Origin of the sequence: Paenibacillus typhae (assembly GCF_900099765.1) — a bacterium.
Taxonomy (GTDB): Bacteria; Bacillota; Bacilli; order Paenibacillales; family Paenibacillaceae; genus Paenibacillus_AQ; species Paenibacillus_AQ typhae.
Window position 1 is genome coordinate 1 of the sequence record NZ_FNDX01000073.1, and the last position, 13,224, is coordinate 13,224.

General features: G+C 49.4%; 16 protein-coding genes and 2 pseudogenes. 2 read left to right on the forward strand and 16 right to left on the reverse strand.

The features are described from left to right. Nucleotides 1–419 precede the first annotated feature (419 nt). Together BLR64_RS29270 and BLR64_RS29275 are read right to left on the reverse strand one after the other, a co-directional pair. A complete protein-coding gene (locus BLR64_RS29270) occupies nt 420–779 on the reverse strand; it encodes a hypothetical protein (RefSeq protein WP_090720179.1) in 360 nt (119 codons plus the stop codon). An 87-nt stretch (nt 780–866) separates the two neighbouring features. Further along, nucleotides 867–1,970, reverse strand: a complete 1,104-nt coding sequence (locus BLR64_RS29275) for a Gfo/Idh/MocA family protein (protein ID WP_090720181.1) — start codon at nt 1,968–1,970, stop codon at nt 867–869. 123 nt (nt 1,971–2,093) lie between these two features. Between BLR64_RS29275 and BLR64_RS29280 the strand changes: the two genes are divergently transcribed. Next, the gene (locus BLR64_RS29280; protein ID WP_090720183.1) at nt 2,094–2,501 is read left to right on the forward strand and encodes a winged helix-turn-helix transcriptional regulator; all 408 of its coding nucleotides are present in this window, start codon (nt 2,094–2,096) and stop codon (nt 2,499–2,501) included. 23 nt (nt 2,502–2,524) lie between these two features. On the opposite strand, the gene BLR64_RS29285 is transcribed toward BLR64_RS29280, so the two are convergent. From BLR64_RS29285 to BLR64_RS29340, 13 genes and pseudogenes are all read right to left on the reverse strand, one after another. Beyond that, nucleotides 2,525–2,908: a hypothetical protein gene (locus BLR64_RS29285; protein ID WP_090720185.1), complete on the reverse strand. Its 384-nt coding sequence runs from the start codon at nt 2,906–2,908 to the stop codon at nt 2,525–2,527. Between the two features lie 48 nt (nt 2,909–2,956). Next, a complete protein-coding gene (locus BLR64_RS29290; RefSeq protein ID WP_090720187.1) occupies nt 2,957–3,289 on the reverse strand; it encodes a hypothetical protein in 333 nt (110 codons plus the stop codon). A 4-nt stretch (nt 3,290–3,293) separates the two neighbouring features. Further along, nucleotides 3,294–3,548, reverse strand: a pseudogene (locus BLR64_RS31295) (DUF6843 domain-containing protein); the annotation flags it as partial. A 68-nt stretch (nt 3,549–3,616) separates the two neighbouring features. Further along, complete coding sequence (locus BLR64_RS29295; protein WP_090720189.1) at nt 3,617–4,144, reverse strand: histidine phosphatase family protein; 528 nt, start codon at nt 4,142–4,144, stop codon at nt 3,617–3,619. A 283-nt stretch (nt 4,145–4,427) separates the two neighbouring features. Next, nucleotides 4,428–4,604, reverse strand: coding sequence for a DinB family protein (locus tag BLR64_RS29300; RefSeq protein ID WP_090720191.1), 177 nt, complete (start codon nt 4,602–4,604; stop codon nt 4,428–4,430). A 128-nt stretch (nt 4,605–4,732) separates the two neighbouring features. Then, nucleotides 4,733–6,181: a M56 family metallopeptidase gene (locus BLR64_RS29305; protein WP_244157879.1), complete on the reverse strand. Its 1,449-nt coding sequence runs from the start codon at nt 6,179–6,181 to the stop codon at nt 4,733–4,735. Further along, nucleotides 6,178–6,537: a BlaI/MecI/CopY family transcriptional regulator gene (locus BLR64_RS29310; RefSeq protein ID WP_068725472.1), complete on the reverse strand. Its 360-nt coding sequence runs from the start codon at nt 6,535–6,537 to the stop codon at nt 6,178–6,180. Before BLR64_RS29310 ends, BLR64_RS29305 begins: the two co-directional genes overlap by 4 nt. Nucleotides 6,538–6,620: 83 nt before the next feature. After that, nucleotides 6,621–7,283: a hypothetical protein gene (locus BLR64_RS29315; protein ID WP_090720193.1), complete on the reverse strand. Its 663-nt coding sequence runs from the start codon at nt 7,281–7,283 to the stop codon at nt 6,621–6,623. Nucleotides 7,284–7,322: 39 nt separating this feature from the next. After that, complete coding sequence (locus BLR64_RS29320; RefSeq protein ID WP_090720195.1) at nt 7,323–7,943, reverse strand: HAD family hydrolase; 621 nt, start codon at nt 7,941–7,943, stop codon at nt 7,323–7,325. Between the two features lie 31 nt (nt 7,944–7,974). Continuing rightward, entirely contained in the window at nt 7,975–8,424 is a 450-nt protein-coding gene (locus BLR64_RS29325) for a WapI family immunity protein (RefSeq protein ID WP_425262177.1), read from the reverse strand. 25 nt (nt 8,425–8,449) lie between these two features. Next, nucleotides 8,450–8,722 (reverse strand): hypothetical protein, encoded by a 273-nt coding sequence (locus tag BLR64_RS29330; protein ID WP_090720199.1) that lies wholly within the window; start codon nt 8,720–8,722, stop codon nt 8,450–8,452. A gap of 113 nt (nt 8,723–8,835) precedes the next feature. Continuing rightward, nucleotides 8,836–9,123 carry a hypothetical protein gene (locus tag BLR64_RS29335; RefSeq protein WP_090720201.1) on the reverse strand — a complete coding sequence of 96 codons (288 nt, stop codon included), beginning with the start codon at nt 9,121–9,123 and terminating at the stop codon, nt 8,836–8,838. Between the two features lie 138 nt (nt 9,124–9,261). Then, entirely contained in the window at nt 9,262–10,818 is a 1,557-nt protein-coding gene (locus BLR64_RS29340; RefSeq protein ID WP_090720203.1) for an ABC-F family ATP-binding cassette domain-containing protein, read from the reverse strand. 217 nt (nt 10,819–11,035) lie between these two features. Here BLR64_RS29340 and BLR64_RS29345 point away from each other — a divergent pair, with 217 nt between their 5' ends. After that, nucleotides 11,036–12,904 carry an LTA synthase family protein gene (locus tag BLR64_RS29345; RefSeq protein ID WP_090720205.1) on the forward strand — a complete coding sequence of 623 codons (1,869 nt, stop codon included), beginning with the start codon at nt 11,036–11,038 and terminating at the stop codon, nt 12,902–12,904. Between the two features lie 93 nt (nt 12,905–12,997). Here the strand turns inward: BLR64_RS29345 and BLR64_RS30645 are convergent. Next, nucleotides 12,998–13,224, reverse strand: a pseudogene (locus BLR64_RS30645) (group II intron reverse transcriptase/maturase); the annotation flags it as partial.

Genomic DNA, 13,224 nt, shown 5'->3' on the forward strand with positions numbered 1-13,224 from the left:
AGTTCACTGCATTATCTTTCAACCCATGCCGATCCCTCTACGCCGGAGGATTCTTCGCTGTTGTTCCAAGTTCTGCTCAGCTTCCTTGGCCTTCGTCCATAGATGCGGGACTCGGCATCCTCTGTTCCCCTTCGCAGGGCCTTTTTGACGACGCGGCAGGATTCACTTGATATTACGGCCTGGGTTGTTGCTCGCCCGGTCTCTGACCGGTACTTTTGTCGATGCGCTTTTACACACAGATTTCGCCATGCGCAAGCATCCTAGCTACAAGAGTGGCTTGGCCCCTCTCTTGGTTGGACTTGCACCAACTAGATAATGCGTGCCTCTGGGCACGCCATACAAAAAAGGCCTCCGTCAGCCAACGACAGAAGCCTACTCCTTTACTTCATTCACCATCTTACGACGGCAGTATGTACATCCTAAACCTTAAACAGCACAATGATCTCCGTCAGCAGCACCAGGCCGGCCGCGGATACACCGAAAGAGTTGATCAGCGTCAACGCCTCCGGATAGCTTTCTTTACGGAATTGGGAGCACAAGGAAACGGTCCAGAGAACGGTGAAAAAAAGTCCCGCCGAACCGCATCCCTGCTCTGCCAAGGCTCGTCTTCTGCGCTTGAAGAAGGAGCCCAGCCCCGCAAATGTAAACAGCATATAAATGACAAGCTCCGCAGTTGAAATGACGATAATCTCTCCGGCCGAAAAAAGATGCATTAAAGCGTACTGCATGCTCAATCCCATAAACACAAGCAGGTTAAAGGAAGCTTTGCTCAAGCTCAAGTCCTATTCCTCCATTTGCGTATTAATGTATAGCAGCATTTAGATAACGTTTACATTATAATTGCAAACGGTTTCCTTTTCTGTGATTTATGACTCTTGACGCATACCTGTAGAAGCAGCTTTCCTTATAGCATCCATAAGCTGGTGCAGCCGCAAAGCTTGGGCGAAATCAGGCAGCTCTATCCCTTCTTCTCCCCCTAAACGCTGTGCAAACAATGCGTAGAGCCCGGCAACATTATGTCCTGGGCCTGGGGATACATTTCGTATCTTTGAGCAATACTCTTCCGGTGTTTGCAGCAGCACAGCCTCGCCGGAGGACCGGACCATTTGCAGCTTCAGCCGGTCCATCTGGAACATCAGCTGATCCTTCGGAGTAATCAGCAATTCTCCGCCGCTTCCGATAATCCGCAGCGTAAAGCCTGGCGAACCCGCATTGACGAACTGGGCTGAAACAAGTGCATTCTGCGCCAGCCTGCCGTGAATCACCACATGATCCGGTGCATTTGCGCTCAGCGTCTCTCCTGTCTCAAGGACGCGTACATACGGGTATTGTGTCGCCAATGTGCCGGTAACCTCAACAAACGGCGCTACCATGTATTCAATTGCATCCAGGACATGCGCCGCCCCGATGGTCAGCTGATCGGCCCCGTTAGCTTCATCCAGCAAATAGACATGCGCCAGGTCTACCGTCCCGTCCGATGTTGGAAATACAGGCAGAGCAACGATTGCATTCACAGCCAGTACGCGGCCAATCTCACCTTGGGCAACTAAGTCCCGAATGTAGCGGACAGCAGGATTGGCCCTTGCCTGCAGACCGGCTACATGCTTAACACCCTGTTCTTCCACAAGTGCAAGCAGTGCCTGCGCCTCATCCGTATTCCGGGCGAGCGGCCATTCACTGTACACATGTTTACCGGCCTTTATCGCTTCCCGTAGCAGCTGATCATGCGCCGGTACCTTTACCGTTACCGCTACAATATCAATTTCCGGTTGTCCGGCCATCTCTTCAACACTTGTATAGTATGAATCTATGCCGTGAAGCTCAGCCGCCGCACGCGCAGTTTCCGGTTGTGTTCCAGCCACAGCCCTGACTTTATATGAATTCAGCTTCTTTAGTGCAGGAATGTGTGCCTGCCCTCCCCATCCGCCCGCTCCAGCGATACCGAGCTGCCAAACTTTTTCCATTTCCATATTGCTTCCTCCTCTATTGTTGTACTGACATGATTGATCATAAAGGATATAATCAGATCACAAAAGTACGCACTTTTCAGTGATATAGTTACCGAATGGTGAGGTACTAAGGAGGAAAAGATTATGACACTAGAAGCAGATAGGGCCAATAATGAGGATAAGCCCCGGCAAAAGCGATATCAAAATCCCACCGAAGCCACCCTTGAGAAAATTGGCGGCAAATGGAAGACCGCAATCCTCTGCCTGCTGGCTGAGCAGGGGGAACAGCGCAACGGGGAGATGCTGCGCACACTTACACCGATTACCCAAAAAATGCTTACCCAGCAGCTAAAAGAGCTTGAAGCAGACGGGCTTATTCTCCGCACTGTTTTTCTGGAGGTGCCGCCAAAGGTTGTCTACGAGCTTACTGAAAGCGGCAGGTCCCTGCAAACGGTTCTCGATCCGCTTTGTGAGTGGGGCAAACGGTTTGTTAATGCTATCCATCAGGACAGTAGCACAGATCGTGAGCCAGATCAGGATAAACAGCAGTAATTTCCATACTATTCCCACTGCTTTTATCCCAAGGCAACTACAGCACTGCTGAGCAGCATTAATATCGAAACCGGTGCCCAGATTCTACGTTCCCGGACGCTTTTGGTAATAAGATTTAGAACAGAAGCTATCACGGAAAAAGTAACCACGAACCAGACCGCCACATCGGCAAACTCCCGCCAGCCGGGCAAAAGCAGCTCTGCTTTACTCAGAACAATTAGCGCGAGCAGAGCCAGAATGACGATCTGCACCAGGCATGCCGCACGCATAGGAGCCGGAAGCCTGCCGGGGAATTTCCCGCCCATCGCATACTCTCCCCAGGGCATACCTGCAGCTAGTGCTGCCTGAAACAGAATGACTATGCAGATCAGGACTGAAAAGACAGTTGCTGCTAGGGACAGGGTCATTGTTGTTGCCTCACTCTCTGGAGGGGTTTGTTAATGTATACGAATAGTTCAATCCATTTTCACCAAAATTTCATTATATATTTGTGTTACCTCGGCATATCCGACTATCCTGCTTCCCTCCTGAATGGTTAATATTCGGCCTATCCATAACGTTTGAGGGTAATATTCCGGAGTTATGAACGTAATAGTCCCCATTACACTATCCCCTGGCTGCACCAGAATATCACCATAATATTTATGTATACCAGTTGTTAAATAATCATCTTTCATCAAGTGTGCCGGACGGTAGCCTGAGCGTGCCGGCCTATCCCGGCCACTGCCTTTCCCGTCACTTTTCAACAAGGTTATTTTTGCCGCAATATGTGGTAAGTAGAAAACCACCCGTCTACCTCCCCTTCACTGTAAACTTTTCCTTCACGGTCCCGTTACCATGTTCTTCTATAATGTGATTACTTACTTCTGCCCGTATGATTCTATTTCCACTACAATCTATAAAGTAATATTCGTCCTCTGCATAACCGGATTCTGATTCTTTATTAGAGACCTTTAAAACTCCTGTAACGGGAATTTCAAATACATACTGATTATTAATCAATTCAATATAGGGATAAGAATCCTGTCCAAAAATAATTTCAACCGGGTCGGCAAATCCATCAACGAATCCCCCATCTTAGAAAAGATATTCTCCGTTCGTATAAAACGACGCCCTTATTTTATATACTCAATAATCGAAGCATGGGGAATTTCGCCGACCTCTCCTACCAAAGTACGAAAAGCCATGCCGTGTCCGGTGATGATGACCTTTTGAAATCCGGAATACTTGTCTATTACCTGATCCATCCGCTTCTTCAGCAGCTCTTTAGATTCCCAAAGCCTGCGCTCCCCGGGAGGATAAACTCCATGATTCGCATCATAATCGTCCCCCAGCTCTTTAAGCCTATCCAATGAATCATATTCAAAGGTTAGGTCAGGCTGCCATTCCCTTAAATCGAATTCTATCTTTATGTCTAACCCAAGTTCTTTAGACAGTATAGCAGCTGTCTGCAATGCTCTTGTATAAGGAGAAGAGAGTATAATTTCGGCTTGTTGTAGACGATGATCTTTTGCTGCCGCATATGCCTGGTCTACTCCTGAGTCCGTAAGAGGAACAAGGTCCCGGCCGTGCCCCTTTAGATTATATTGTTCGTTGATATCCCACTGAGGTTCGCCATGCCGAACAAGAAAGAATTGAGTCACTGCAAATCCCCCATACATCCATTTTTTGTATTACTCATTTCGCTTCTGACACTACGCATTCCTTCCCTGAAAATAGTCCTGTGCTTCCCCTGCTCAACTTCATATCACATCACCGCCGCACTCTATATACTATACTTGTTCATATAGATGAACTTTATTAGTGAAGAAGGCACGTCAGCATGACATTCATGAGTTGCTGCTGTTAATGCAAAAAGCACCGGAAACCCGCGGCTTACTCCGCTTTTCCGGTGCAAATCTCAAACATATTACGCCTTTAAACAGGCTAACTATTGTACAGGCCCCGGCCAACAAAATTGGCACTGACCGGCTCTTTGCCGATCTCCCGCGCCCAGACTGAGAGCTGGCCGGTGTGGTGGATTTCGTGGGAGATCAGGTGCCGCATGACTTCGCCGCATGGATGGGGCACCTCTCTGCCGTCATCCAGAATGTCGATCATCATCCGGTTCGCCAGACTGTCATTCCCTGCGGACCTGCCAGTTATATTCGAACAGCTTTTGCATGGTCAGAGCCTCCTGTAAACGTATTGAACTGCGGAATAAGCGCAACAAATCTATGGATACATTTGCATTAATAATCCGCTGACAGCATTCCCTCTATACGGTCAATCAGCTGGTGCAGCCCCGCTTCATCACCTGCATACTGGCGGACATCACTTCCAAGCAGCTCATTAACCCGCTCTCTGACAAAAGTAAGGCTGTAAGCTGCACCTTTATATTGTCCTGTGTTATCTGCCAAGCTGTACGTTATGCTATCGACATTATCAATCAGCCTAAAGAGTACAATCGAATTATGGTAAAAAGCATCCCCGCTGATCGCCCCGTTTCGGATCACCCCGGCAGTGTCATTCATTGTATACTTAATCGTCAAACCGTACGGCGGAGCCACCGTCTGAAGCTCCATTCCCTGCCCTTCCAGACCTTCCGGTACCGGCAATGCGCTGATCAGCCCGCCTACCTTGCTGGCGGCTCCCACATAGGGGGTGCGGTTCTTCAACAGCTGCTCCACACTGTATCCCTTATAAGGCAGCTGTTCAGGTGACGCTACAGGCTTAGGGTTCACTATACAAACTGCCAGAATAACAGTGACCGCCACAAAAACAATCGCGGTGATCCAGGGTGAAGGCTGGCGGTAGGCGAGAATATTTTTAATTCTGGTTTTCACATTCCCTTCCCCAAAAGCGAGCGGATTACCAGCGGGAACTCCCCTTTTGCCTGTTGCCAGCGTAAGTAATGAGGTTGAGTAGCTCCCTTTAATCCCGCTTCCCAGCTTCCGGACGACAGCCTCATCGCAGGACATCTCCATATCTTTGCTCATCAGCGCATACGACAGCCACATCAGGGGATTGAACCAGTGAATGATCAGCAGCAGGAAGGCAAAAGGCTTGATCAGATAATCCAGTCTGCGGATATGCGTCTGTTCGTGCAGTACGATATAAGGCAGCTCCTGCCTGCTCATTCCTATTGGAATATAAATTTTCGGCTTTATAAACCCGCATACAAAGGGTGCTGCAATCTGATCCGACTCAAAAATATTCTCTCTAACAAGTGTTGCCGTCCGCAGCTTAACAGTAATGCGCACATACGATACAACGCTGTATAGTAAAAGAACGGCTGCACCTGCCAGCCAGATCATACTTCCCGTCCACAGGATCAGCTGCAGCGGATTTACACTTGCCATCGGCGCAGCTTCCGGAAAAGTGCTGTTAATCAGCCGGCTGATTCCGCCAATCCCCGCATCCACAGCAGGCTTCAGCTGCAGCCCGATCTCTGCAGGGACAAATTCCATTACTCCAGTTCCCGACTGGCCCTGGCCCCGGGGCTGGAACAACCGCAGCAGGCTGAAGTTCGAAGTGAAGGGGACAGGGAGCAGAAGTCTGACTAACACTGCCGACCAGAGCAGGTAAGAAAATATTTTGGGGGCACGGCGCAGAAACAACCTCGTTAGGATCACTGCTAATGCCACATAGCCGGCCGTAATGCTCATATTAAGGACGGTGACGAACAGGCCTGTAATCATCGGGTCGCCTCCTCAATAATCCGCTTCAGCTCCTCAGCCTCCTTTTCAGACAGCTTCTTTTTGCCGAGAAAAGCGGTTAAAAATTGCGGCAGCGATCCGCCGAAGGCTTTTTCCACTACCGTCTGGCTTTCGTATTGCTGGGCCTCTTCTTTTTTGATAATGGCGGTAACGGTTGCGTCTTCGTTCTTCAGAATTCCCCGCTCGCACAGCTTCCGGAGCACCGTATAGGTCGTTGACTTCTTCCAGCCCAGCTTACTCTGGCTCAGCTTAACCAGCTCTGTTGAATTAATCGGCTCGTTATCCCAGATCAGGCAGGCGAATTTGTACTCGGCATCAAACAATTTGTAGGTTTCCATGCAGCTCCTCCTCTTCATAAGTTTACTACAGTAAACCTCGTGACTTGAGTTTATTGCAGTAAACCTCAAAAGTCAAGCCGCGCTCAGCCCTTTGGCGTACTCACTGGCATTCCCGTTCCGGAAATCCTGATCAGTCTGGCACCAAGTACAACAAACCACGCCGCAAAAGCCAGCTGACATACAAACATTACGGCCGTCCCGATCAGCCAGGGAAAAGATCCGATCAGATCCAGAATCCCGGCAGCAAAGCCCAGATAGGCAGCGGCCTTACCGAGAGGGCTTTTTAGAATGACAAGGCTAAGTACAATCGTTGCGATTCCCATAATGAGCGCCGCCGTATGCAGCCCACCGTAATATAAGCTGAACATCAGCTTCAGGCTCTCCGCAGATAATTCAATATGAAAGACAGGGTAGACGATCCGCCCCAGAATGACGACGAGCAGCATGTAAACGGGAATGCTTAGCGCCAGTAATCCGCAGCCCAGCAGGGTTTTTGGCAAATCTGTCTTCACCAGAACTTGATATAGCGCAGCAATAGCCGGTATCAGACATATCGGGGCAAAGAACAGCAGCTCGTCCGCCATGGACATATTAAACTTCCACCCGGCCAGCCATGCCATCAGCTCAGTATCCGTAGCCGCTCCTGGGGCAGGCACCGGCAGCATAAACAGATACTGTATAAAAAAGAGGACGCCCGCCAGAATCAGCGCGCCCCCTCCAAACTTTACACTTGGCTTTGATTGCATGTGCTTCAGCTCCATCTCCGGTAAAGTTGGATATAAGGCTTAATGGAACAGCTCCAAAAGATCACTCAAACGGTTAATCGTATAATCCGGATCACTAACCTCTCCAAAGCCGTAGCTCGCAAAAACAAACGGGATATCGGCGAATGCAGCCGCATTCTGGTCCCCCGCTGTGTCACCCACGTAGACCGGACTCTCAAGATTGTTTCTTTGCATGATCAGCCTGATGTTCTCGCCCTTGGACAGCCCGGTCCGGCCCGGGTTCTCATAGTCCGCGAAAAACCTGCCCAGCTGATGGTACTCATAAAAAGCCTCGATATATCCCTTCTGGCAATTGCTTACGATGAACAGCTTGTATTTCGCCGATAAAGCCGTGAGGACCGCTTCCAGCTCTTCATACAATGTTCCGCCCTGCTTGACGAGGTAATGGCACTCAGCTTCACAGCACTCATCCAAAAGCCTCTGCTGTACAGTCTCCTCCACCCCGGGCAGCAGAATTTTGCCAACCTCAGCAGGCAGAAGACCCATAATTCCCTGTAAACTTTCCTTGGTAATCACATGAGGAATGTCTCCATACCTGCGCAGCACATCATTCCACGCCACCGTCACCACATCCGAAGAATCCCACATCGTCCCGTCCAGATCAAAAATAATGCTGTCCATGTTAGCCTCCTGCTATAAGTTATCTTTTGTGTTATTTAATTCCTTTTGGACCTCCATACATTTGTACGAACTCTTTAAGGTCTTTGAGTGTAGAAGGGATAAAGCTCTGATCAGACAGGAATTCAAACCTAAGCTCATTTTCCTGAGCTGGATATTCTTTATAGAAACCTGTGCACATGATGTGCCCCTGCCAGGTAAAAGTGCATTTAAATTCCAGATTATGCTCAGTGCTGCTGAAGGACGCTTCTCCACTGAGATCTTCAAATGATTTTTTTAGCTGCTTATAAAATAAATATACTTCCCCCGTAGAGAACCATAGTTCGCCGCTTGCTCCAAAGCCGCTGCTCTTAATTTCAACAATACCGTTGGCATCGTAACCTCCAAAAATACTTGTGCTATCAGGAAACCCAAACAACTCTTCCAGCTCCAGCTTCAAATAACCTTGGTTTCCTCGTAGTATAAATCCTCCCCGGTCATTCACGCAGATCCTTCACTCCATTCGTGCATCATTCCAGCGCCTTATCAAACTCCGCACCATTTCCACTGTACAAATAAGTGTATTCTCCATATTCGTTCATATCAGAATCAGAATAGTACTTATCTATCAAGTACAGTACTTGATTGCGGTACAAGTTGGCTTCTTCTCTCATAAAACCACCAAATGCCCCAGTCCCGGATGTACGTTCACTAGGTGCCTCAGACGTATCAGACCAGTTTATCCATTCCAGCTCTGACCCTTGTTCAACAAAAGCCTCATACCTTTTCTTATATTCCCTCAATATGTTTTTGTCTTCTTCAAACTGATAGTGCTTGATTAAGTCTTCAATCAGATGCGGTAAAAAGGGTTAGGATTATAATCGCGAACAGGCTTACAAACCTGCTCTTGCTATCTTTAATCATTAGATCCACTCTTCCTTACCTGCTGTTCAGCCAGTAACGAGGCAAGAAATGGCTCCAGCACATCATCTTCCAGCTGGAATAACTCAACAATATTATGCGGGAACAATATTCCCCTGCTTTCCTCTTTTTCAAAAAGCTCCCGTCTGCCGAATGCATTATTGGCCTTAGAGTATCTGCTCTCGAGCACAGCCATCAACTGAAAAAAACGCATATATGGCTCCTGCTTCCATATTGCCTGCACCATACTCATTATCCGCTCTATTCTCTCCGGATCGCGCATTCCTCTCTCCCCCAATTTTAGGATATATAAGTATAATACCAGCTACCGTGCAGCTTACATATACAGGATTGTGCAATCCGCCGCTTCCACGCAAAAACGGGCCGCCTCACCGAGGCAGCCCGTCGCACACATTACATATTAGAATACTTTTGTCGTCCACGATTCGCAGTTCCAGGTATCGGTTACGATGTCGCGGTAGAATTCAGGTTCGTGGGAAATCAGCAGGATGCTTCCCTTGTACGCTTTGAGCGCACGCTGCAGCTCGTCCTTGGCGTCTACGTCAAGGTGGTTCGTCGGCTCATCGAGTACGAGCAGGTTGGATTCGCGGTTGATCAGCTTGCAGAGCCGGACTTTGGCTTTTTCGCCGCCGCTCAGAACCGCAATCTTGCTCTCGATATGCTTGGTGGTCAGGCCGCACTTGGCAAGGGCCGCGCGGATTTCGAACTGGGTGAAGGACGGGAACTCGTTCCAGATCTCTTCGATACAAGTGTTGTAGTTGGCTTCCTTCATCTCCTGCTCGAAATAGCCGATTTCCAGCAGATCGCCGAGTCTGGCAGAACCGGAAATGGTCGGGATCTGTCCGAGAATGCTGCGCAGCAGCGTCGTTTTACCGATACCGTTGGCGCCGACGAGCGCGATCTTTTGTCCGCGTTCCATGCTCAGGTCAAGGGGTCTGGAGAGCGGGGAATCATAGCCGATCACCAGATCCTTCGTCTCAAATACAACCTTGCCGGAAGTACGGCCCTGCTTGAAGTTGAACTGCGGCTTCGGCTTCTCCTTAGCCAGCTCAATCACTTCCATCTTGTCGAGCTTCTTCTGGCGGGACATCGCCATATTACGGGTAGCCACACTCGCCTTGTTACGGGCAACGAAGTCCTTCAGGTCGGAAATTTCCTGCTGCTGGCGCTTAAAAGCAGACTCAAGCTGCTGCTTCTTGGCCTCATACACCTGCTGGAAATACTCGTAATCGCCGACATAACGCGACAGCGACTGATTTTCCATATGGTAGATCAGGTTGATAACGCTATTCAGGAACGGAATATCATGGGAGATTAGAATGAAGGCATTCTCGTATTCCTGCAGGTAGCGCTTGAGCCAGATGATGTGCTGCTCATCCAGATAGTTCGTAGGCTCATCGAGGAGCAGAATGTCCGGCTTCTCCAGCAGCAGCTTCGCCAGCAGTACCTTGGTGCGCTGTCCGCCGCTCAGATCATTTACATCCTTGTCCAGACCGATATCGGTCAATCCCAGACCGCGGGCGGTTTCGTCGATTTTGGCGTCGATCATATAGAAATCCTGGTTAGTCAGCGTATCCTGAATGGTGCCGACATCCTCCAGCAGCTGCTCCAGCTCCTCCGGAGTCACATCGCCCATCTTGCCGTACATATCGTTCATTTCCTGCTCCATATCAAACAGATACTGGAAGGCACTGCGCAGCACATCACGGATCGACTGTCCTTTGGTCAGCACGGCGTGCTGATCGAGATAACCTGCCCGCATCCGCTTGGCCCATTCCACCTTGCCTTCGTCCGGCTGAAGCTTGCCTGTGATGATGTTCATGAAGGTAGACTTCCCTTCACCGTTGGCCCCGATCAGACCGATATGCTCACCCTTCAGCAGGCGGAAGGATACATCCGTGAAAATAGCCCGGTCACCAAACCCGTGACTCAGCTTCTCTACATTTAATATGCTCATGAAGTTAACACCTTTTCCTTTACAAAGTATACTCGTCATATTATAAAGGTTTTGGTCCCGCAACTCCAGAAGGGTTTTCAAATTCAGAAAAAAGACTGTTTTTAATTGAATTTTACATAGGAATTTTCAGTATTTTCAGGTAATCTAATAGAGTTGAATTCCGGACCTGCAATGTAATAGAATGAACTAATTAAAGTGAAAAGGATGCGCATAAGCAATGCGGTTGAAAGAACCACGCACACTCAGTAAAAGATCCATACTCTTCTTCTCTATCATTATGCTGGCGAAAAGCTACTTTGCCTGGTATTACCTGTTCGAGGACGGGCCGACCTGGAGTACCTGGTTCAAAGAAATCCCCTTTGTCCTGATTATCTTCTGTCTGATTGAGTGGTTCGCCACCAAGCGGAAGATTGCTATTTACATGCTCGTCAATCTATTAATTACTGTTTTATTTTTCTCGCTGATCGTCTATCACAATCATTTCGGCATTATTGCTACTTCGCAGGTAATCGGCCAGGCTAAACAGGTGGGTGCGGTCAAAAAGAGTATTTTCGCCGTGATCCATCCGCAGTACATGCTGATCTTCCTGGACATCATTATCATCAGCCTGATCATGTTCAGCCGCAAGAAGGCACTGGCCTGGAAAAAAGCGATGTCCCGCCGCAGCAACCGCAAGGTTGTCGCCGCTCTCTTCTGCATCTCGCTGGTCATCTGTATGATGAATATTTTCCCGAACAAAGCCAGTATGAACGAGACGGTTCAGGCCGAGCAGATGGGTATACTGAATTATGAAGCCTATGCCCTGCTGGCAGGCCAGGAAGAAGAGCTGATCGACAGCTCGGCCATTACGCAATCTGTGATTGATCAGACCAAGGGCATCACGGCTACGTCGACTCCGATCCTGTATGGCGCAGCCAAAGGCAAGAACCTGGTCATTATTCAAATGGAATCCTTCCAGAATTTTCTGATTCATCTGTCGATTGACGGGCAGGAAATCACACCGAACATGAACAAGCTGGCGGACAGCAGCATCTATTTCCCGCGCTTCTTCCAGCAGGTCGGCCAAGGCAACACCTCGGATGCGGAGTTTATCGTCAACACTTCGTTCTATGTACCGCCGGATGGTCCGGCGACCGAGATTTATGCGCCAAAAGAGCTGCCAAGCTTACCTAAGCTGCTGCAGGAGCAAGGCTACGATACCGCCACCTTCCATACGAATGAAGTGGATTTCTGGAACCGCGGTGAGCTTTACCGGGCACTTGGGTTTAACCGTTATTATGACAAAGCTTTCTTTGGCGAGGAGGATACGGTGTTCTACGGCGCCTCTGATGAAGTGCTCTATTCCAAAACTTCTGCAGAGCTGGCCCGGATGAATGAGAGCAGCCAGCCGTTCTATTCCCATGTCATTTCGATGTCCTCGCACAATCCGTTTACCATTCCGGAGAACAAGTACCAGATGAACCTGCCGGAGCGGTATGAAGGAACATTTGTCGGAGACTACATCCGCGCCCAGAACTATGCGGACTACGCGCTGGGACAGTTCATCGCTGAGCTTAAAGAGAACGGCGTCTGGGACGACAGCCTTGTTGTGCTCTACGGGGATCACCGCGGCCTGCCGATTTTCTCGCTGAAGGATGAGGATAAGGTTCTGCTGGAGGAAATTCTGGGAAAAGAGTACACCGAACGTGATCTGATCAACATTCCGCTGATCATTTCTTCTGCCGGCGTGCCTGTTCCGAGTGTACAGAACCAGCTGGGCGGTCAGGTGGACATCCTGCCTACAGTAGCCAATCTGCTTGGTGTTCCGCTGGACAACCATATTCACTTCGGCCAGGATATCCTGAACCAGAGAGAGTATAACCTGCTGCCGCAGCGTTATTATCTGCCGACCGGGTCCTTTGTCAATAACGAGGAGCTGTTCCTGTCCGGCAGCGGGTTCGAGGACGGCCAGCATTACACGCTGTCCGGCGACGGCGACAAGCCGCTGCAATCCACTGAAGCTGAGTTCAACTCTGCACTGAAGCTGCTTCAGCTGTCAGACAGCTATGTGTCGCAGCTGCCGGACCGCGAAGTTGCTGAAGAATAAGACTTGTAATCGAGTAGGAGGCTACCCATTGACTGAGTAGCCGACCTCTCACACCACCGTACGTACCGTTCGGTATACGGCGGTTCAATCGCATTAGTGCAATTTACGTAATTGCTCGTACTGTGCTGGGAAGTCATAATATCCCGCCAGTGCGAGCTTTTCGTTTGTTATGGAACGAGACAGTACAGGGCTTCCGGCGATACGCCAATAGCCAAGTCGGGAATTCCCCCACTGGTAGGCCTGCCACTCCGGTATCCCTAGCTTGTGTAGGTTTTGCACCTTTGTTTTGGGCTTCTTCCATTGCTTCCAGATGTACATTC